The sequence below is a fragment of the Citrobacter sp. Cb004 genome (assembly GCF_030337065.1).
Taxonomy (GTDB): domain Bacteria; phylum Pseudomonadota; class Gammaproteobacteria; order Enterobacterales; family Enterobacteriaceae; genus Citrobacter; species Citrobacter braakii.
In genome coordinates, this window is record NZ_JAOWCH010000059.1 from 60508 (window position 1) to 81782 (window position 21275).

The 21275-nt window shown below is 52.2% G+C and carries 20 protein-coding genes; 9 read left to right on the plus strand and 11 right to left on the minus strand.

Annotated features, from left to right (window positions below; all coding sequences use genetic code 11):
- The first annotated feature begins 66 nt into the window (after positions 1-66).
- On the plus strand, positions 67-1347 hold the full coding sequence (locus OGV65_RS12655) for an MFS transporter (protein WP_200051999.1): 1281 nt from the start codon (positions 67-69) through the stop codon (positions 1345-1347).
- A 22-nt stretch (positions 1348-1369) separates the two neighbouring features.
- Complete coding sequence (gene ghrB / locus OGV65_RS12660; RefSeq protein WP_286455016.1) at positions 1370-2344, plus strand: glyoxylate/hydroxypyruvate reductase GhrB; 975 nt, start codon at positions 1370-1372, stop codon at positions 2342-2344.
- A 58-nt stretch (positions 2345-2402) separates the two neighbouring features.
- Here the strand turns inward: ghrB and OGV65_RS12665 are convergent, their stop codons facing one another.
- Positions 2403-3113 carry a DUF3053 domain-containing protein gene (locus OGV65_RS12665; protein ID WP_016154915.1) on the minus strand — a complete coding sequence of 237 codons (711 nt, stop codon included), beginning with the start codon at positions 3111-3113 and terminating at the stop codon, positions 2403-2405.
- 380 nt (positions 3114-3493) lie between these two features.
- Between OGV65_RS12665 and OGV65_RS12670 the strand changes: the two genes are divergently transcribed.
- From OGV65_RS12670 to cueP, 3 genes are all read left to right on the plus strand, one after another.
- Entirely contained in the window at positions 3494-3784 is a 291-nt protein-coding gene (locus OGV65_RS12670; RefSeq protein ID WP_016157726.1) for an HTH-type transcriptional regulator, read from the plus strand.
- Positions 3785-4063: 279 nt separating this feature from the next.
- Positions 4064-4276, plus strand: coding sequence for a transcription antiterminator/RNA stability regulator CspE (gene cspE, locus OGV65_RS12675; RefSeq protein WP_000014594.1), 213 nt, complete (start codon positions 4064-4066; stop codon positions 4274-4276).
- 187 nt (positions 4277-4463) lie between these two features.
- Positions 4464-5003, plus strand: coding sequence for a copper-binding periplasmic metallochaperone CueP (gene cueP / locus OGV65_RS12680; protein ID WP_046275781.1), 540 nt, complete (start codon positions 4464-4466; stop codon positions 5001-5003).
- A gap of 63 nt (positions 5004-5066) precedes the next feature.
- Here cueP and glyS read toward each other — a convergent pair whose 3' ends face one another.
- The 3 genes from glyS to OGV65_RS12695 all read right to left on the minus strand — a co-directional run bounded on the left by glyS (position 5067) and on the right by OGV65_RS12695 (position 8461).
- The gene (gene glyS / locus OGV65_RS12685; RefSeq protein ID WP_016157728.1) at positions 5067-7136 is read right to left on the minus strand and encodes a glycine--tRNA ligase subunit beta; all 2070 of its coding nucleotides are present in this window, start codon (positions 7134-7136) and stop codon (positions 5067-5069) included.
- A 9-nt stretch (positions 7137-7145) separates the two neighbouring features.
- Positions 7146-8057, minus strand: a complete 912-nt coding sequence (gene glyQ / locus OGV65_RS12690) for a glycine--tRNA ligase subunit alpha (RefSeq protein ID WP_001168551.1) — start codon at positions 8055-8057, stop codon at positions 7146-7148.
- Between the two features lie 95 nt (positions 8058-8152).
- Positions 8153-8461: a YsaB family lipoprotein gene (locus tag OGV65_RS12695; RefSeq protein WP_016154920.1), complete on the minus strand. Its 309-nt coding sequence runs from the start codon at positions 8459-8461 to the stop codon at positions 8153-8155.
- Between the two features lie 173 nt (positions 8462-8634).
- Here OGV65_RS12695 and OGV65_RS12700 point away from each other — a divergent pair, with 173 nt between their 5' ends.
- Complete coding sequence (locus OGV65_RS12700; RefSeq protein ID WP_046275799.1) at positions 8635-9630, plus strand: acyltransferase; 996 nt, start codon at positions 8635-8637, stop codon at positions 9628-9630.
- A gap of 40 nt (positions 9631-9670) precedes the next feature.
- On the opposite strand, the gene yiaA is transcribed toward OGV65_RS12700, so the two are convergent.
- From yiaA to xylA, 4 genes are all read right to left on the minus strand, one after another.
- Positions 9671-10108 (minus strand): inner membrane protein YiaA, encoded by a 438-nt coding sequence (gene yiaA / locus OGV65_RS12705; protein WP_286455017.1) that lies wholly within the window; start codon positions 10106-10108, stop codon positions 9671-9673.
- On the minus strand, positions 10109-10477 hold the full coding sequence (gene yiaB / locus OGV65_RS12710; RefSeq protein WP_103766986.1) for an inner membrane protein YiaB: 369 nt from the start codon (positions 10475-10477) through the stop codon (positions 10109-10111). It abuts the gene before it with no gap.
- Positions 10478-10643: 166 nt separating this feature from the next.
- The gene (gene xylB, locus OGV65_RS12715; protein ID WP_286455018.1) at positions 10644-12098 is read right to left on the minus strand and encodes a xylulokinase; all 1455 of its coding nucleotides are present in this window, start codon (positions 12096-12098) and stop codon (positions 10644-10646) included.
- 71 nt (positions 12099-12169) lie between these two features.
- On the minus strand, positions 12170-13492 hold the full coding sequence (gene xylA / locus OGV65_RS12720) for a xylose isomerase (RefSeq protein WP_047501329.1): 1323 nt from the start codon (positions 13490-13492) through the stop codon (positions 12170-12172).
- A gap of 361 nt (positions 13493-13853) precedes the next feature.
- Here xylA and xylR point away from each other — a divergent pair, with 361 nt between their 5' ends.
- Complete coding sequence (gene xylR / locus OGV65_RS12725) at positions 13854-15032, plus strand: D-xylose utilization transcriptional activator XylR (protein ID WP_047501327.1); 1179 nt, start codon at positions 13854-13856, stop codon at positions 15030-15032.
- A 42-nt stretch (positions 15033-15074) separates the two neighbouring features.
- On the opposite strand, the gene OGV65_RS12730 is transcribed toward xylR, so the two are convergent.
- Complete coding sequence (locus OGV65_RS12730) at positions 15075-15899, minus strand: protein bax (protein ID WP_286455019.1); 825 nt, start codon at positions 15897-15899, stop codon at positions 15075-15077.
- Positions 15900-16215: 316 nt separating this feature from the next.
- Here OGV65_RS12730 and malS point away from each other — a divergent pair, with 316 nt between their 5' ends.
- Together malS and avtA are read left to right on the plus strand one after the other, a co-directional pair.
- A complete protein-coding gene (gene malS / locus OGV65_RS12735; RefSeq protein WP_286455020.1) occupies positions 16216-18246 on the plus strand; it encodes an alpha-amylase in 2031 nt (676 codons plus the stop codon).
- A 176-nt stretch (positions 18247-18422) separates the two neighbouring features.
- Positions 18423-19673, plus strand: a complete 1251-nt coding sequence (gene avtA / locus OGV65_RS12740) for a valine--pyruvate transaminase (RefSeq protein ID WP_047501324.1) — start codon at positions 18423-18425, stop codon at positions 19671-19673.
- A 36-nt stretch (positions 19674-19709) separates the two neighbouring features.
- On the opposite strand, the gene OGV65_RS12745 is transcribed toward avtA, so the two are convergent.
- Both OGV65_RS12745 and OGV65_RS12750 read right to left on the minus strand, forming a co-directional pair.
- Positions 19710-20183 carry a 4Fe-4S binding protein gene (locus tag OGV65_RS12745; protein WP_053388707.1) on the minus strand — a complete coding sequence of 158 codons (474 nt, stop codon included), beginning with the start codon at positions 20181-20183 and terminating at the stop codon, positions 19710-19712.
- A 236-nt stretch (positions 20184-20419) separates the two neighbouring features.
- Positions 20420-21160: a MipA/OmpV family protein gene (locus OGV65_RS12750; RefSeq protein WP_016154944.1), complete on the minus strand. Its 741-nt coding sequence runs from the start codon at positions 21158-21160 to the stop codon at positions 20420-20422.
- Between the last annotated feature and the right edge of the window lie 115 nt (positions 21161-21275).

Genomic DNA, 21275 nt, shown 5'->3' on the forward strand with positions numbered 1-21275 from the left:
CCGGCCAACTCTGTCTCTGTACCCTACATACAGAGGCGGCGTATCAGCATAACCAGAGGGCAGTCTATGAATAGCTCAACTAATGCAGCAAAACGCTGGTGGTACATTATGCCAATCGTGTTTATCACGTATAGCCTGGCGTACCTTGACCGTGCGAACTTCAGCTTCGCCTCCGCCGCCGGTATCAACGAGGACCTCGGCATTACCAAAGGGATCTCTTCCCTGCTGGGCGCTCTGTTTTTCCTCGGCTATTTCTTCTTTCAGATCCCAGGCGCGATTTACGCAGAACGGCGCAGCGTACGAAAACTGATTTTTGTCTGTCTGATCCTCTGGGGCGCATGCGCGTCGTTAACCGGTATGGTCAGCAATATTCCAATGCTTGCTGCCATCCGCTTTATTCTTGGCATCGTTGAAGCCGCGGTGATGCCCGCAATGCTGATTTATATCAGCAACTGGTTTACGAAATCCGAGCGCTCGCGCGCTAACACTTTCCTGATCCTCGGTAACCCGGTTACCGTCCTGTGGATGTCTGTGGTTTCCGGTTATCTGATCCAGGCGCTGGGCTGGCGGGAAATGTTTATCATCGAGGGCTTCCCGGCCATCATCTGGGCGTTCTGCTGGTGGGTATTGGTAAAAGACAAACCGTCTCAGGTCGGCTGGCTGTCAGAATCTGAAAAAGCCGCCCTTCAGGCGCAACTGGAAAAAGAGCAGCAAGGCATCAAAGCCGTGCGTAACTATAGCGAGGCCTTTCGCTCACGTAACGTCATCCTGCTGTGCATGCAGTATTTCGCCTGGAGTATTGGCGTCTATGGTTTTGTCCTGTGGCTACCGTCGATTATCCGCAACGGCGGCGCAAATCTGGGCATGGTAGAGGTTGGCTGGCTGTCATCTGTACCTTATCTGGCGGCGACGGCGGCGATGATCCTCGTCTCCTGGGCCTCCGATAAGCTGCAAAACCGTAAACTGTTTGTCTGGCCGCTGTTATTGATAGCCGCTTTCGCTTTTATCGGCTCCTGGGCCGTGGGTGCAGACCACTTCTGGATTTCTTACACGCTGTTAGTTATTGCGGGTGCGGCAATGTACGCCCCATATGGCCCTTTCTTCGCCATCATCCCGGAAATGCTGCCGCGCAACGTCGCCGGGGGTGCAATGGCGCTGATTAACAGCATGGGCGCGCTAGGCTCATTCTTTGGTTCATGGTTTGTCGGCTACCTCAATGGCGCAACCGGCAGCCCATCCGCCTCGTACATTTTTATGGGGGTGGCGCTTTTTGTCTCAGTATGGCTAACTTTAATTGTTAAGCCTGCTAATAATCAGCAATTACCTATTGGCGCACGCCACGCTTAAATTTTAACTTACGGAGATTCGCATGAAGCCGTCCATTATTCTCTATAAAGCGTTACCTGACGATTTACTGCATCGCCTGGAAGAGCATTTTACTGTGACTCATGTGCCTAACCTGCGCCCGGAAACGGTCACACAGCACGCCGAGGCTTTTGCCAACGCGGAAGGTCTGCTGGGTTCCAGTGAAGCCGTCAATACCGCCCTGCTGGAGAGGATGCCCAGGCTTCGTGCGACATCCACGATTTCCGTAGGCTATGACAACTTCGACGTCGATGCCCTCAACGCGCGTAAGGTGCTGTTGATGCACACGCCAACCGTGCTGACGGAAACTGTCGCCGATACGGTAATGGCGCTGGTGTTAAGCACCGCTCGCCGCGTGGTAGAAGTTGCTGAACGGGTGAAAATTGGCGAGTGGACCAAAAGTATCGGGCCGGACTGGTTTGGTACGGATGTACACCACAAAACGCTGGGGATTGTCGGCATGGGCCGTATTGGTCTGGCGCTGGCGCAACGCGCGCATTTTGGTTTTAGCATGCCGATTCTTTATAACGCGCGCCGTCATCACCAGGAGGCGGAAGAACGCTTCAACGCGCGTTACTGCGACCTCGATACGCTGTTGCAGGAGTCCGATTTTGTCTGCCTGATCCTGCCGTTAACCGCAGAAACGCATCATCTGTTTAGTACCGAACAGTTTGCCAAAATGAAGTCCTCCGCCATTTTCATTAACGCCGGGCGTGGGCCAGTGGTCGATGAAAAAGCGCTGATTGCCGCCCTGCAAAGCGGGGAAATTCATGCCGCAGGCCTGGATGTGTTTGAGCAGGAGCCATTACCGGCAGACTCACCGTTATTGGCGTTGCCAAACGTGGTAGCCGTGCCGCACATAGGCTCAGCGACGCACGAAACGCGCTATAACATGGCGGCCTGTGCGGTGGATAACTTAATCGATGCGCTGCAAGGACGCGTTGAGAAGAATTGCGTGAACCCGCAGGTCGCGCCATAAACAAAAGGCCGGGTAGCGCTTACGCTTACCCGGCCTTTTATGTATTACAGCGCCTTCATTACTGAGCGGCATTCACCGCAGCAGTCCAGGCCTGATTAAATGCCTGATGCTGAGAGGCCAACGGGCCAATCAGCGTGTTGTACTGACTTGCCTGCTGTGAAGTTGGGAACTGGATACCGTTAGCGACAAAGCTCACCTGCGTATCCTGCTGTGCCACAAAATCACCGACCTGCACTAACTGCTGCGTGAAGATTTGCGCGGCAGGGATCAGCGGCTGTAGCGCCTCTGAAGGTACAGTGACGACTTTATTGTAGACCTGGTCAAAGACCGGCTTCAGATCCTCGCCCTGCTTCAGCGCGCCATGCGCAGCATCTGCCTGCAGTTTCGCATTCTGCAACTGTTGCCCTAATACGCCCAACGCACCATTTGCCTGACGCAGCGGTTCACGCTGAGTCACATAATCCTGAGGAACACGAATCGCATTTACGCTATCAACCACCGGGCGCAGACCGGAGTCCATTGCCTGATTAACCTGCTGCGAATAGCCATACAGAATCGCGTAATCGGACACAAACGGGCCAAACTGTTTTTTCTGATCGGCGGTCAGCGTTGGTAAACGCTCTCCGCTACGCATTGCAGTATTCTGCAGAAAATCGATAAACGCTTTGCGTTGATCGCCTTCTTTATCAAAACACCCACTCAGGCCAACTACCATTAAGAGCGCCAAAACAGGCGCAAACCAGCGAGAGCAGGACTTACCTGTCGCCATTTTAATACTCCTTTCACCCAAAAATGCGCACAACGACACCCGCGTGCCTGACGTTGACAAGGATAGTCCAGGTCAGCCCCGCAAGATACCCTTTCCGCGTAATCTTGTGGGGGAAAATAACCGCTCCCGCCACCCATCGTTTTGCTAAACAATGCGCCATTTACCACACGACGTCATATTTTAGTCATCTTTACAATCGGGATCGATCGTTCGCAGATCACGACCTTTATCAGTTCGTTAGCCTGCAAAAGATTGTCGACCCCGATCCGCTGAAACGAATCCATCACACAAACCTAAAATCCGGCTTCATTTTTTCCGACTACTCTTAATGAGCTTCGATGAAATTCACGATCCCGCTGTGTGATTTGTAGGAGTTCTCAATGGAATACAAAGATCCTATGTTTGAACTGCTGAGCAGTCTGGAGCAGATTGTTTTTAAAGATGTATCGCAGACGGTTACTCTGACGCAAAAAACCAACCCTTTCACCGAATTTGAACAGCTACGACGAGGGACAGGTTTAAAAACAGATGATTTTGCCCGGGTGATGGGCGTGACGGTCGCGACGGTTCATGAATGGGAGTCTAAACGCGTAAAGCCTTCCAATACCGAATTGAAGTTAATGCGCCTGATTCAGGCAGACCCAAGATTAAGTAAGCAACTGATGGATTGAACTATTTTTCAATTTTACTTATGAACGGTCCTGTAAAAGGGCCGTTCCCTTAAGGGGGTTATCCACAAAAAAGAAAATAGTAGTTGCATCCACATGCGTAAAATGAGTTAATGCCCTCAACGGTTTGACGTACAGACCATTACAGCAGTTAGTAAGGCAAGTCCCTTCAAGAGTTATCGTTGATACCCTTCGTAGTGAGCATTTCCTTTACTGTTAAAAAATCTGTAAAGCACGCCATATCGCCGAAAGGCACACTTATTTTTTAAAAGGTAATACACTATGTCCGGTAAAATGACTGGTATCGTAAAATGGTTCAACGCTGACAAAGGTTTCGGCTTCATCACTCCTGACGATGGCTCTAAAGACGTGTTCGTACACTTCTCTGCTATCCAGAACGATGGCTACAAATCTCTGGACGAAGGTCAGAAAGTTTCCTTCACCATCGAAAGCGGCGCTAAAGGCCCGGCAGCTGGCAACGTAACCAGCCTGTAAGCTTAAAAAGCTCAAAATTCTGAATCCCTGCCAAACGGCGGGGATTTTTTTTATCTGTACTTCGCAAGACTCCCCGCCCAAACGCTTCTTTGCATTACTTTACCCGTCCTCCCTTTGACCTTTCCCTAAGGGCAAGCTTTATAGTGAGCCAGTCTGTATTCCACAATATTCACAAGGAATTGAAGCTATGTCGAAATCCTCACTGCTGCTGGTTTTAGGTTTGCTCACAACCGGTAGCGCGTTCGCAGCAACTCCGGAAGCTGCTTTTCTGGCGGAACACGGGCTCAGCGGTAAATCCGTCGAGCAAATCGTCGAGACCATTGACCAGTCGCCACAGAACCGCCCGCTGCCGTACTCAGCATCAATCACCAGTACCGAACTGAAGCTCTCTTCGGGCGATCAGATTTATACCCTACCGCTAGGTGACAAGTTCTATCTGTCATTTGCCCCCTATGAATGGCAAACACATCCTTGCTTCAACCACAGCCTTTCTGGCTGCCAGGGCGAAATGCCGGAGAAGGCATTCAATGTCAAAGTGACGGATAACAAGGGTGAGGTGGTGGTACAAAAAGTGATGAAGAGTGGTCGAAATGGCTTCGTCGGGGTATGGCTACCGCGCAATATGGCAGGCACAATCGCGGTAAGTTACAACGGTAAAACGGCGGAGTATCCCATCAAGACGATGGAAGACAGCCAGACCTGTCTGACAAAATTACAGCTGCGCTAACTACATACAAAAAAGCCGGATGGCACAATGCTTATCCGGCTTTTCTAAGTCAGCTCAGGAGCGTTACTGCAGCAGAGAAATATCCGCTACGCGCAGGAACAGTTCGCGCAGTTTTGCGAGCATAGACAGACGGTTAATACGCAGATCTTTATCTTCCACGTTGACCATCACTTTCTCGAAGAACGCATCAACCGGTTCACGCAGTTCCGCCAACTCAACCAGCGCTTCCTGGTAACGACCAGCTGCAAAGACAGGCTCCAGCTTATCGCGCAGCACCACAACCTGCAGCGCCAGCGCAATTTCTTCCGGCTCTTTCAGCGTTGCCGAATTTACGCGGTCATTCAGCGTCTCTTCGGACTTCGCCAGGATGTTCGATACACGCTTGTTCGCTGCAGCCAGCGCGGACGCGGCTTCCAGCGTACGGAAGTGCGAAACAGCCTTCATACGTGCGTCGAAATCAGCCGGACGAGTCGGACGACGCGCCAGTACTGCCTGAATGGTATCGACGGTGTAACCTTCATCCTGATACCAGGCGCGGAATCGACCGAGCATAAAGTCGATCACATCATCCACCACGTTGGCGTTAGTCAGCTTGTCGCCATACAGACGAACCGCTTCTTCAGTCAACGTTTGTAGATCCAGATTCAGGTTCTTCTCAACGATGATACGCAGTACGCCCAGCGCGGCACGACGCAGCGCAAACGGGTCTTTGTCGCCTTTTGGATGCTGACCGATACCGAAGATACCCGCCAGGGTGTCCATCTTATCGGCAATCGCCACGGCACAGGCAACCGGGTTAGACGGCAGGTCATCACCGGCAAAACGCGGCTGATACTGCTCGTTCAGCGCCACAGCGACATCTTCCGCTTCACCATCGTGACGCGCGTAGTGCATGCCCATCACGCCCTGAGTATCGGTGAACTCGAAGACCATGTTGGTCATCAGGTCGCACTTGGACAGCAGGCCAGCACGCGTTGCGTGGTTAACGTCAGCGCCAATCTGACCAGCAATCCAGCCCGCCAGCGCCTGGATACGGTCAGTCTTGTCGCGCAGCGTACCCAGTTGCTGTTGGAACAGCACGGTTTGCAGACGCGGCAGATGGTCTTCCAGACGTTTTTTACGGTCAGTATTGAAGAAGAATTCGGCATCCGCCAGACGCGGACGAACCACCTTCTCGTTACCGGAGATGATTTGCTGCGGGTCTTTGGATTCGATGTTGGCAACGAAGATAAAATTCGGCAGCAGTTTGCCGTCGTTCGCGTATACCGGGAAGTACTTCTGGTCACCTTTCATGGTGTGTACCAGCGCTTCGGACGGAACAGCGAGGAATTTTTCTTCGAACTTCGCGGTCAGCACGACCGGCCATTCCACCAGCGAGGTGACTTCTTCCAGCAGGCTTTCACTCAGATCGGCGTTGCCGCCAATTTTACGCGCCGCGTCTTCGGCATCGGCTTTGATTTTGGCTTTACGCTCAGCGTAATCCGCAATCACTTTGCCGCGCTCACGCAGAATTTCTGGGTACTGATCGGCATTATCGATGGTGAACTCCGGCTCGCCCATAAAGCGATGCCCGCGGATCACGCGATCGGACTGAATACCCAGAATAGTTGCCGGAATAACTTTATCGCCCAGCAGCAACGTCACGGTGTGAACCGGACGCACGAAGTGAACGTCAGACGCGCCCCAGCGCATCAGTTTCGGGATCGGCAGCTTCGCCAGTGAGGTGGCGATCATGTTCGGCAGCAACGCTTCAGCGCTTTCGCCTTTCACATGCGCGCGATACAGCAGCCACTCGCCTTTGTCGGTGGTCAAACGCTCAGCCTGATCAACCGTGATGCCACAGCCACGCGCCCAACCTTCGGCCGCTTTGCTCGGTTTACCTTCGGCGTCAAACGCCTGGGCGATAGCCGGGCCGCGTTTTTCTACTTCACGGTCGGGTTGTGCTTCAGCCAGGGCAGCGACTTTCAACGCCAGACGACGCGGCGCGGCGAACCACTCCACGTTGCCGTGCGCGATGCCAGCATTATCCAGCTCCGCGGTAAAGTTCGCAGCAAAGGACTCAGCCAGGCTGCGCAGTGCTTTTGGTGGCAGCTCTTCAGTGCCGATTTCCACCAGAAAAGTTTTCTCAGACATGGCCGCCTCTTATTTGTCTTTGTTGCACATCGGGAAGCCAAGGGCTTCACGGGAAGCGTAGTAAGCTTCTGCCACTGCTTTGGTCAGGGTGCGAATACGCAGGATATAGCGCTGACGCTCGGTGACGGAGATGGCTTTACGCGCATCCAGCAGGTTGAAGCTATGGGCGGCTTTCAGAATACGTTCATACGCAGGCAGCGGCAGCGGATTTTCCAGCGCCAGCAACTGCTGCGCTTCTTTCTCGTACTGCTCGAAGCAGGTGAACAGGAAGTCCACGTCGGCGTATTCGAAGTTGTAGGTGGATTGCTCCACTTCGTTCTGATGGAACACGTCGCCGTAAGTGGTTTTACCCAGCGGGCCGTCGCTCCAGACCAGGTCGTAAACGCTGTCTACGCCCTGAATGTACATGGCCAGACGTTCCAGACCGTAGGTAATTTCCCCGGTCACTGGTTTACATTCCAGACCACCAACCTGCTGGAAGTAGGTGAACTGCGTGACTTCCATGCCGTTCAGCCACACTTCCCAACCCAGACCCCAGGCACCCAGCGTTGGGTTTTCCCAGTTATCTTCCACGAAACGGATATCGTGAATGGTCGGGTCCATACCCAGCTCTTTCAGAGAACCCAGGTACAGCTCCTGAATGTTGTCCGGAGACGGCTTAATCACTACCTGGAACTGATAGTAGTGCTGTAAGCGGTTCGGGTTTTCGCCATAGCGGCCGTCGGTCGGACGACGAGAAGGCTGCACATAAGCAGTCGCCATCGGTTCCGGCCCCAGCGCCCGCAGGCAGGTCATTGGGTGAGATGTCCCCGCGCCGACTTCCATGTCCAATGGTTGAACGATGGTGCAGCCCTGGCGAGCCCAGTAATCCTGTAAGGTCAGGATCAAGCCCTGGAAGGTCCTGGTATCAAACTTTTGCATATTATTTCGTGCTGGATACGTGTGGATTTAAAGGAAGCGGTCAGTATACCCGCTGGCTGCAAGATATACAGTATGAAACGGGAAAAAGGGGGAACTTAGCGCATGGAAAGGTGTAAAAACTGCCCGTCTGCATCAAAAGAGCAGACAAAACTCTCTTTACGGAAGGTAGAACCACGCATCTCATAGCTGCCCTGAAATTGTTCCAGACCGGAGATATCAATTTTCTGCACACCAGTGTTGTAGATTTGTGCCGCCTCATTTTTACACAGTGACTCCATATCCAGCGAACGTGTTGCACTGACTTTGATCTTTTGCGCCTTCTGCGCGGGTGCAGGCGGCTGGGTGTCGGCGCACGCAACCAGTAAAAGGGTAACGATCGCGGAAAAGAAATACTTCATCATCATTTTATTACCGCCTGGTTTGCTGGTCAGTCTTATTATTAAGTGTCTGGAAACGGATGCTATTTTGAGAATCTCATCAGACCATCTCAAGCTTTAGCGTAAGAACTCGGATTTTTCCAGTGAGCTACGCTCGCAAATTTTCGGTCAGACTTTTTTTAATGGATACAGAGGAACTGATGCAGCCCAAAATATTCTGGATTGATAACCTGCGCGGGATAGCCTGTCTCATGGTTGTGATGATCCACACCACGACCTGGTACATCACCAATGCGCAAAGCGTCAGCCCATTGAATTGGGATCTGGCCAATGTGCTCAATTCAGCTTCTCGCGTCAGCGTCCCGTTGTTCTTTATGATTTCGGGCTATCTGTTTTTTGGCGAGCGCAGCGCCAAACCGCGCCATTTCATGCGCATTGCGCTCTGCATCCTGTTTTACAGCAGCGTGGCGCTGGCCTACATCCTGCTGTTTACCTCGATCAACGCTGAGCTGTCGCTGAAAAACCTGCTGCAAAAGCCGGTGTTCTATCACCTGTGGTTTTTCTTCGCGATCGCCGTAATCTACCTGGTTTCCCCGCTGATACAGGTAAAAAATATCAGCGGCAAGATGCTGCTGGCGCTTATGGTGGTGATTGGGGTGATTGCCAATCCCAATACCGTCTCACAAAAAATTGGCGGTTTTGAGTGGCTTCCCATCAACCTGTACATCAGTGGCGACACGTTCTACTACATCGTGTACGGTATGCTAGGCCGAGCGATTGGTATGATGGATACGCACAAACGCGCACTTACCTGGCTCTGTGCGGCGTTGTTTATCACCGCAGTGTTTATTATTTCTCGAGGCACGTTGCATGAACTGCGTTGGCGAGGCAATTTTGCCGATACCTGGTATCTCTATTGCGGCCCGGCGGTGTTTATTTGTGCTGCCTCCCTCCTGACGCTGGTCAAAAATACGCTCAGTACGCGCACTCTGCCGGTACTGGGCCTTATTTCCCGCCACTCTCTGGGCATTTATGGCTTTCATGCGCTGATCATTCACGCGCTACGCACCAACGGTGTTGAACTCAAAAACTGGCCGCCGCTGGATATGCTATGGATTTTTAGCGCCACGCTGGCGGGAAGTTTACTGTTGTCTGTATTGTTGCAGCGCATCGATACGCGCAGACTGGTGAGCTAACAATAAAAGCCCTCGATCGGTAACCATCGAGGGCATACGATCACTCCGTAAAATCGTCTGCGACTGCCAGCGTTTCTTTTGGATGCTCAAAGCCACTATCACGGATATTTTTCTGCACCGCAACGGTACCAAACAGGCTTAAAAAGAAGGCCAGGCCGTAAAACCCTTTCTCGTTTAGCAGCAGCGTGGCATTCCACAAACCGATAACCAACAACGCAACCGCAATAATAAACGCGGCAAGACAGGTTATGTAGTAAATCGGCGTTGTCGGGATCCCCTCATATTTATCCCGTACCGTCTTTTGATACGACGCAGCAGAAAACAAACCAAGCACCAAAACAGCAAAGTAATACCCCTTTTCGTTCAACTGCATATCGGCATTCCACAACCCCAGCAGATAAACCACAATGCCGCCGAGAAGCGCGACCCATGACACAAGACTAAATGCCGGTGAATAAGTTGATGTCCTGTTTTCCATTTAGAGGTCCTGTCCTTTAGATAAATATTCTGCTGAACGCATGAGTAAAACTTGCCCCAGTAAACATACGATGAATGCCACCGGGAACAGCCCCTTTTCGAGGGGGGATAATGGGACATTCAATACGCCCACCAACAGCACCCCGACCGTGATGAGCGCCACCATCTGACATACAGAGGCGAAGTGTTCATCGTTCTGATTGAGATTTTCTGCACGCTGATAAACGTACGTCACAAACATTCCCGTCATCAGCACGGCAAAAAAATAGCCTTTGCTACTCAATAACGGGCATGCCCGCCATAAGCCAATAACGTAAATAAATGCACCAGAGAAGAATAATATCCATGGCAACAGCCTTGTCGTCTTCATTGGGACCTCCTTATCCATCATGGATACAATATGAATAACCCGCTAAAGACAACACAGAAAAGGTCACTACGCCGGACTTTCAGAATAAATTCATGCGCGCCAATTATTAATTAGATTGAAATATATATTTGATAAATCCCCTCTGTTTACCAGAGGGGATTTAGGGTCAGGACATCAGCGGGTGTAATTGCTGATAGATTCGGCGGAAGTTTTCCCGACGCTGTTGGTAAAGGGCATGGCGCTCGGCATCAGGATAATGCGCCTGCTCCAGCGTAAGCTGAGGTAGAAGGTCTGATAATGGCTGCTGCGGATTAATGGCAATCTGCGCCAGACGCGCCGCACCGAGAGCAGGACCAACATCGCCGCCGGTACGGTAATCCAACTGCAATCCGCTGATGTCAGACAGCATCTGACGCCAGTATTCGCTGCGTGCCCCGCCGCCAATCAGCGTAATGCTGGAGGGCTGCACGCCGCAGGCGTGTACCACGTCCATACCCTCAGCCAATGCAAAACCAACGCCTTCCAGCACCGCCTGTGCCAGCTCCGCCGGACCATGCTGATGCGTCAGACCGAAAAATACGCCCTTCGCCTGCGGGTTGTTGTGCGGCGTACGTTCACCGGACAGATAGGGTAAAAACCAGACCGGCTCAGCGTGTTCATCCGCCTGTTGCGCTGCGGCAATCAACGCAGGAACACTCGCCAGTCCGGTTAATTTTGCCGCCCAGTCCAGGCAGGATGCCGCACTTAACATCACGGACATCAGGTGCCATCGTTCAGGCAATGCATGGCAAAAGCTATGGACCGCGCTTTCCGGTTTGCTGAGAAAGCCGTCGCTGACCGCAAAATAGACCCCGGAAGTACCCAGCGATAGCATCGCCTGACCGGCATTCATCATGCCCACGCCAACCGCCCCCGCTGCGTTATCCCCGCCTCCGGCGACCACCGCAACCTCCTGCATTCCCCAGGCCCTGGCGACTGCTGGCAACAATGTTCCGGTAATCTCACTGCCTTCATAGAGCGCAGGCATATGCGCACGAGTCAGCTTACAGGCTTCCAGCATGACATCACTCCAGTCACGCTTCGCAACATCCAGCCACAGGGTACCAGCCGCATCAGACATATCGCTGGCGAAATCGCCGGTCATACGCAGGCGCAGGTAATCTTTCGGCAGCAGGACTTTATCAACCCGGCTAAAAATCTCCGGTTCGTGGCGCTGTACCCACAGCAGCTTTGGCGCGGTAAAGCCAGGCATCATCAGGTTGCCGGTGATGGCACGAGACTGCGGAACCAGACTCTCCAGCATGACGCACTCTTCGGCGCAGCGACCATCGTTCCACAGGATAGCCGGGCGCAATACCTTCTGTTGTGCATCCAGTAGCGTCGCGCCGTGCATCTGTCCGGCAATTCCCAACGCTTTCACCTCGCGAAGTGAATGCTGCCGACCCAGAGCTTTCACAGCGCGATCCGTTGCCAGCCACCACTGCTCTGGGTCTTGTTCTGACCATAACGGGTGCGGGCGCGAGACGGTGAGTTTCTCTGTTTGCGAAGCGACCACATCGCCCTGCTCATTGAGCAGAATGGCCTTTACGCCTGATGTGCCAAGATCTATCCCGATATACATAGGGCATCGTTCCTTAAAGAAAGGCCCGGTCGCGCGAGCTGACCGGGCTTACGGACATGCTCAGAGACCCGTTATTTGTCGAACAAATAATGGTTCACCAGATTTTCCAGCAATTCCTGATGACCGCTCTGGTGCACTGGCGCCAGGTTGTGTTGTTCAGCGTACTGCGCAATTTCCGTCAGCGTCATCTGCCCTTTCAGAATTTGCTGGCCCAGCTCACCATTCCAACCGGCATAACGTTTAGCCACGCGCTGATCCAGACCACCGTCTTCAATCATACGCGCCGCAATTTTCAGCGACAGCGCCATGGTATCCATCGCACCAATATGACCATAGAACAGATCGTATTTATCGGTACTCTGACGACGAACCTTGGCATCGAAGTTCAGGCCACCGGTGGTGAAGCCGCCGGCTTTCAGGATTTCGTACATCACCAACGCATTCTCTTCTACGCTGTTCGGGAACTGGTCAGTATCCCAGCCCAGTTGCGCGTCCCCACGGTTGGCATCGACAGAGCCAAACAGACCCAGCGCGATAGCGGTGGCGATTTCGTGATGGAACGAGTGACCCGCCAGCGTGGCGTGGTTGGCTTCGATATTCAGTTTGATCTCTTTTTCCAGACCGAACTGCTTGAGGAATCCGTATACGGTCGCCGCATCGTAATCGTACTGGTGCTTGGTCGGTTCCTGCGGCTTCGGCTCGATAAGCAAAGTGCCCTGGAAACCGGTTTTGTGTTTGTGTTCCACGACCAGTTGCATGAAGCGGCCAATTTGCTCACGTTCCTGCCGCAGATCGGTATTCAGTAGCGTTTCATAGCCTTCACGACCGCCCCACAGAACGTAGTTTTCACCGCCTAGTTTATGCGTGGCATCCATAGCCGTAACCACCTGCGTGGCGGCCCAACTGAACACTTCTGGATCCGGGTTCGTGGCCGCGCCCGCGCCGTAACGTGGGTTGGTGAAGCAGTTTGCCGTTCCCCACAACAGCTTCACGCCGCTCTGTTCCTGTTTTGCCGCCAGTACATCAACCATCTGCGCAAAATTGTTTTTGTACTCTTTCAGCGACGCACCTTCCGGCGAGACATCCACGTCATGGAAGCAGTAGTAGGGCACGTTCAGTTTGTGGAAAAACTCGAACGCCACGTCCGCCTTGCGCTTCGCTAATTCCAGCGCTTCACCGGGCTGCTGCCACGGACGATCGAAGGCACCCATACCGAACATATCCGCACCGTTCCAGCAGAAGGTATGCCAGTAGCAGGCAGCAAAACGCAGATGATCTTCCATGCGCTTGCCCAACACGATTTCGTCTGGGTTGTAATGACGAAATGCGAGCGGGTTGGTGGACTGAGTTCCTTCAAAACGTACACGATCGAGTTGGTCAAAATAAGCCGGCATAATAAGCTCCATAATCAGGTAATACGGCAAGTAAACTGCGATATGGCTATACTGGAATTTCCTGATTTATTGCTCAATTACGTTATTTCACACCGCGATTAAGAGAATACCCAAACGTGCGCTGGCTCCCAAAAAAACGCGCTGAAAAAAGAAATAAAAAGGCGATCACGATCGAAGGTTAGCCATTAAACAAAAAACCGTAATGCGCAGATAAAAAATGACAATTGTCATCCCGCTAGCAGTATGTAAATTTTGCGTAGCCTCAGGCAATCAGGAAATTTGTCACGCTTCATCAAGCAGTCGTACCTGCGGTTTTGCTAGTATCGACAGGCCCACGTTAACCTTTCCAGGACAGGTTCTTATGTTTGATAAACGTCACCGCATCACTCTGTTATTTAATGCCAATAAAGCCTATGACCGCCAGGTGGTAGAAGGAGTGGGTGAATATTTACAGGCATCGCAATCCGAGTGGGATATATTCATTGAGGAAGATTTCCGCGCCCGTATCGATAATATTAAAGACTGGTTGGGCGATGGCGTTATTGCTGATTATGACGATGATGATATTGCGCAATTACTTGTCGATGTCGATGTTCCGATCATCGGCGTTGGGGGTTCCTACCATCTGCAGCAAGATTATCCATCAGTACATTACATTGCCACCGACAACCACGCGCTGGTAGAAAGCGCTTTCCTGCATCTGAAAGAGAAAGGGATTAACCGCTTTGCGTTTTACGGCCTGCCTTCCTCAAGCGGTAAACGCTGGGCCGCAGAACGTGAATATGCGTTTTGCCAGTTGGTTGCCAAAGAGAAGTACCGCGGCGTCGTCTATCAGGGGCTGGAAACCGCACCGGAGAACTGGCAGCACGCGCAAAATAGGCTGGCGGACTGGCTGCAAACTCTGCCGCCGCAAACCGGCATTATCGCGGTCACCGACGCGCGGGCACGACACGTCCTGCAAGTCTGTGAACACCTGCATATTCCCGTACCGGAAAAACTCTGCGTGATAGGGATAGACAACGAAGAATTGACCCGTTACCTGTCACGGGTAGCGCTGTCATCCGTGGCTCAGGGAGCCAGACAGATGGGATATCAGGCCGCAAAACTCCTGCATCGTATGCTGGCGAATGAAGAACTGCCGCTGCAACGCATTCTGGTTCCACCGGTGCGTGTTGTAGAACGTCGTTCAACCGATTACCGCTCCTTGACCGATCCAGCGGTAATTCAGGCGATGCACTTTATTCGTAATCATGCCTGTAAAGGCATTAAGGTTGAACAAGTGCTGGATTCAGTAGGGATTTCACGTTCGAATCTGGAGAAACGCTTTAAAGAAGAGGTCGGAGAGACCATTCACGCCGTGATTCATGCCGAAAAGCTGGAAAAGGCACGCAGCCTGTTGATTTCTACCACGCTTTCAATCAACGAAATTTCACAGATGTGCGGCTACCCATCTCTGCAGTATTTCTATTCGGTATTTAAGAAAGAGTACGACACGACGCCAAAAGAGTATCGCGATGTGAACAGTGAAGTTTTGCTATAAGGATGATAGCCGGAGGGCGAAGTCGCCATCCGGCACTCGAAATTACATATGCGCGGCGATTAAACGCTGGTTGTCCTGATACATTGCGAACAGATAGTTGTTATAACTCTGTCCCTTAGTGGAATAACCCTTCAGCTTATGGATCATCGCGGTGGCGGTGACTTCCTGATCGGCTTTACGCAACTGCGCACGTGACTTACGGAAGGAAGAGTAGGCCGGATGCGTATTCAAATTAATGACGTAAGCATTCACCGACTCTTTCACTGATTCAAATTGTGAGTAGCCTTTGACCTTACCCGGTGCATTGTTACAACGACCCTTGCCGCATTTCATGCCAAACAGGTTGTTGTTGCTACGCGCCAGCTTCGACGTACCCCAGCCGCTTTCTGCCGCAGCCATGGTTGCCACCATACTGGTCGGGATAATGTCTACACGCTCAAGCAGCGTGTTCCACGGAATTTTACGCATGTTACCAGACCAGTTCACCTTGTAGCGCTTCGCGATGTCTTTCATACGCGTACGCTCAGTCGGTGACCAGCGGTTCTGGTACTGTTTTGAAATCAGCCAGTTACGGTCCGCCGTAATGGCAGCATTTTGACTGGTAATATAAGGCATAACCGTCCGGAGAAACGCTTTTTTCCTTGGTGTTCCGGAAGGGTATTTTCGCAAATCAGGAAGTGAACTACTCTTTGCACTATTGCGAGAATACTCTTGTTTACTGCTAACCTGTTTATTACTTGCCTTGGTTATCTGGGGCTTGTGACTCGTTGTCGCCGTGTGTGTCTTTGCCAGCACCTCACCCGAAAATGCAACGGTGAGTAACATAAGAATCATTGCCCCATATCGTCGAATGGGAGTCAATATCATTAGGTCTCCTGGTCGGATTTATACATTCCAACACCTTATATTTTTCACAAAAATGAGAGATGAATCTCAAATCATATCAAAAATAGCCGTCAAGAGCACCCACAGGAATAGTCCAATTCTGAAACTATGTCACGTATTAACGGTTCTGGGTGCCATTAATTCGAAGAAAATGTGGAGGTTATCGCAAAATCAGTTCATTTTTTGCGCGCGATCGCTCACCCTCCCTTCTCCTCCTGGCGGAATCAACTCAAAGGAGGAGTTTCCGGCCTGATTTCACTGGCAAACTGGCGAAAATCGCAGCATCAAGGACAGCACTATGAAACTTGCCGCCGTTGCGCTGGCGCTAATGCCCGGCATTGCCATCGCCTCATCATGGACGTCTCAAGGACTTCCCACCTTCGAAGCGGAAGGTACGGGAAAATTCGTCAGCCATGCTGCGTTGACGAAGGGTACCCGTCCTTTAACCCTAAATTTTGACCAACAGTGCTGGCAGCCTGCTGATGCGATAAAACTCAACCAGATGCTGTCGCTAAAACCTTGTGAAGGCACGCCGCCACAGTGGCGTTTATTCAAAGACGGCGATTACACGCTGGAAATCGATACCCGCTCCGGTACGCCAACGCTGATGCTGTTGGTAAAAAGTGCTAAGGACACCGTCACCACCCAGATTCGCCAATGCCCGAAATGGGACGGTTCACCATTAACGCTGGACGTGAGCCAGACCTTCCCGGAAGGTGCCGTGGTGCGTGATTTCTACAGCCAGCAAACGGCAACGGTAAAAAACGGGTCGATTACCCTACAACCCGCCGCAACAAGTAACGGGCTGTTGCTACTGGAACGGGCAGAAACCGATGCCCCCGCCGCTTTCGACTGGCATAACGCCACGGTGTATTTCGTCCTGACGGACCGCTTTGTGAATGGCGATCCGAGTAACGATCACAGCTATGGGCGTCGCAACGACGGCATGCAGGAAATTGGCACGTTCCACGGTGGCGATTTGCGCGGGCTCGCCAGCAAACTCGACTACCTGCAACAGTTAGGCGTCAACGCCCTGTGGATCAGCGCGCCGTTTGAGCAAATCCACGGCTGGGTCGGCGGTGGCGCCAAAGGGGACTTCCCCCACTACGCTTACCACGGCTACTACACCCAGGACTGGACCACGCTTGACGCCAATATGGGAAACGAAGCGGACCTGCGTGCGCTGGTTGATGGCGCACACCAGCGCGGCATCCGTGTCTTGTTTGATGTGGTGATGAACCATACCGGCTACGCCACGCTGGCGGATATGCAGGAGTATCAGTTTGGGGCACTGTACCTATCGGGCGATGAACTGAAAAAAACGCTCGGGGAACTCTGGACGGACTGGCAGCCATCCGCCGGGCAAAGCTGGCACAGTTTCAATGATTACATCAACTTTAGCGATAAAGCTGGCTGGGAAAAATGGTGGGGAAAAAACTGGATCCGCACCGATATTGGCGATTACGACAATCCTGGCTTTGACGACCTGACGATGTCGCTGGCTTTCCTGCCCGATCTGAAAACCGAATCCACCACGCCTTCCGGGCTGCCAAACTTTTATCAGCACAAGCCGGATACGCACGCCAAAGCCATCGCCGGCTACACACCCCGGGATTATCTGACGCACTGGCTCAGTCAGTGGGTGCGTGATTATGGGATTGACGGCTTTCGGGTCGACACCGCTAAACACGTCGAGCTTCCCGCCTGGCAGCAGCTAAAAACACAAGCCAGCGCGGCGCTGCTCGAATGGAAGAAAGCCAATCCGGAAAAAGCGCTGGATGATAATCCCTTCTGGATGACTGGCGAGGCCTGGGGTCACGGTGTGATGCAAAGCGACTATTACCGTCACGGCTTCGATGCGATGATCAATTTCGACTACCAGGAGCAGGCGGCAAAGGCCGTTGATTGTCTGGCAAATATGGACCCCACCTGGCAGCAGATGGCGGATAAATTGCAGGACTTCAACGTCCTGAGCTATCTCTCCTCGCACGATACACGTCTGTTCCGCGAAGGTGGAGACAAAGCCGCCGAGCTATTGCTGCTGGCACCTGGCGCGGTTCAACTCTTTTATGGCGACGAGTCGGCCCGCCCCTTTGGCCCAACCGGCTCAGACCCATTACAGGGTACGCGCTCAGAAATGAACTGGCAGGATGTGACCGGGAAATCTGCCGCCAGCGTCGCCCACTGGCAGCGAATCAGTCAGTTCAGGGCCAGACATCCCGCCATTGGCGCCGGTAAACAAATCACGCTGCCGCTGAAGCAGGGATACGGATTTATTCGTGAGCATGGCGACGATAAGGTGATGGTGGTGTGGGCCGGTCAGCCCTGATCCCGGCAGGCTTCTCGCTGTCCACGCAGCGGGAAGCCTTACTCAACATTAAAAACCAGCCAAATAAAAATCAGTAGCACAAAATCTCAATCCAGCCTCATACCCCTGATTTGCACCCTGCCATGGGTAGCGCTATGGTTAGCCACTTTACTACTCAGTTCGACAGACCACCTGCTATGACATTCTCACTTTTTGGCGACAAATTTACCCGCCATTCAGGCATCACACGCCTGATGGAGGACCTTAACGACGGTTTACGCACCCCAGGCGCCATCATGCTCGGTGGCGGCAATCCGGCGCAAATTCCAGAGATGCAAAATTACTTTCAATCTCTGCTGGCAGATATGCTGGAAAACGGCAAAGCCACTGATGCGCTTTGCAATTACGATGGTCCACAAGGTAAAACCGAGCTGCTGACTGAGCTGGCGAAACTGCTACGTGAGAAGCAGGGTTGGGATATCGAGCCACAAAATATTGCACTGACAAATGGCAGTCAGAGCGCATTTTTCTACTTATTCAATCTGTTCGCCGGACGCCGCGCCGACGGAACAACGCAAAAAGTGTTGTTCCCGTTAGCTCCGGAATACATTGGCTATGCCGATTCCGGGCTGGAAGAGGATCTCTTTGTCTCCGCGCGTCCAAATATCGAACTGTTACCAGAAGGTCAGTTTAAGTATCACGTTGATTTTGAACACCTGCACATCGGTGAAGAGACGGGCATGATCTGCGTGTCACGTCCGACAAATCCGACAGGCAACGTGATCACCGATGAAGAGCTGATGAAGCTGGACCGGCTGGCTAACCAGCATGGGATCCCGCTGGTGATTGATAACGCCTATGGCGTACCGTTCCCCGGCATCATCTTTAGCGAAGCGCGCCCGCTGTGGAATCCCAACATTGTGCTGTGCATGAGCCTTTCCAAGCTGGGTCTGCCAGGCTCCCGCTGCGGCATCATTATCGCGAATGAAAAAATCATCACCGCCATCACCAACATGAACGGCATTATCAGTCTCGCGCCTGGCGGAATGGGTCCGGCAATCATGTGCGAAATGATTAAGCGCAACGACCTTCTGCGCCTGTCCGAGACGGTTATTAAGCCGTTTTATTATCAGCGCGTTCAGGAGACGATTGCGATCATTCGCCGCTATTTATCTGAAGATCGGTGCCTTATTCATAAACCGGAGGGCGCGATTTTCCTGTGGTTATGGTTCAAAGATTTGCCTATCAGCACCGAACTGTTGTATCAGCGTCTGAAAGCGCGCGGCGTGCTGATGGTTCCCGGTGATTACTTCTTCCCTGGTCTGGATAAACCCTGGCCGCATACGCATCAGTGTATGCGGATGAACTACGTGCCAGAACCGGAGAAAATAGAAGCTGGAGTGAAGATTCTGGCTGAAGAGATCGAACGTGCCTGGCTGGAAGGCTAACGCAAATCCCGACCTAACCACAGGTCGGGACTCACATTACTGTGGTAGTGAACACAGACGCTGGCGCTGAATACTGACGGCATCTATACACTGCAACGCGCTGGTCGGGCAGGCTTCGACACACGCGGGTCCCGCATCACGGTGCCAGCATAAATCGCACTTTATCGCCTGCACCCGTGACGAGCGGGCGACGACATTCATTGCCCCAAACGGGCAGGCCAGCATACAACTTTTACAGCCAATACAACGCGTCTGTTCAACGAAGATATGCCCATGTTCACGACGAATTGCGTGCGTCGGGCAGACATTTGCACAGGGAGCGTCCTCGCATTGATGGCAGGCGACTGCCGTCGTAAAGGCGTCGTCTTTGATCACGCGGATGCGCGGGGTAAACGCAGTGGAAGAGACCGACGCGCAGTCCTGGTTTTGCTGGTGCGCGACGACGCAAGCAACTTCGCAGGTACGACACCCAATACATTTTGCCGCATCCGCCATAATAAACTCGTTCATTGCTCCCTCCGTCTGCGTGAAAACCACAGAGTGCCAGAGAGGTTGCCCCTGACGCCTTGATCGGACAGGGGAAACGGTTAAATATTGTCAGGTGCCTGAACAACTATGGCGATCCGCCTAATCGCGAACGGTAAAGCCCAGCTCATTGGAAATGGCCGGATGACGATGCTTCGGGTCTTATCCGGACTACCACATTGAAAAGATTGCCCTCCTCCCTGAGGACAAACGGGTGAGAATCAGAAACGCCAGGTCAGACCGGACATAAAGGTAAAGCTGTCATCACGGTCGACCATCGGGCTATTTTTAATATCATCTGGCAGCGCACTATAGTTGGCGCTGGCCAGCAGCGTCAGATTGCTGGTCAATGCGTATTTAGCGGACAGACCAACATACGGTGTCCAGCTATCGCCAGGGGAGTAACTTGATAACCCACTACGGCGGGATTCATTGCCAGAGATGCCGTAGTAATATTCGTTGAAGTTTTCGTCATAGTAGAGCACGCCAATCGCCGGCGTCAGCGTCAGCTTGCCCATCGGCATTTGGCGAAACAGAGACATTTCCCCAACCCAACCGTTGCTGTTGTCCAGCACATCCGCTGCTGCGGAGACTTTCACGCTGCCCCATTTCTCATGGTGATACCATGCAGCACCCGCCATCGCGGTTGCGTCACGCTTGTTCAGTTGCTTCATCGCTTGATCGTCGTTATCACCCGGATCAAACTCAAGCGGCATGTACGAGGCAGTAATGCTAAATTCATTACTTTCATTTTTTGAAAGAATATAACCTAACGTTGTTTGCCTAAAATAAAATGATTCACTTTCATAACTGACAAGCGGTACTGCGTGAACGTTATCATTATATCCACGATAAGGAGATTCGTTATATACAGCGCCGCCGCCAATAGAAAATTCTGCGGCAGTTGCGCTCGCCATAAATGAAAAGGCGAATAGCGCCACAATATTGCGTTTAATTAACATGCCCACATTCCATTTTAAAATAAGATACAAAACGCGTGCATAATAATGCTTACAATTTCATCGGTGCAAGATTCATATTTATATAGTAATATATACAAACATATATATATTGGGT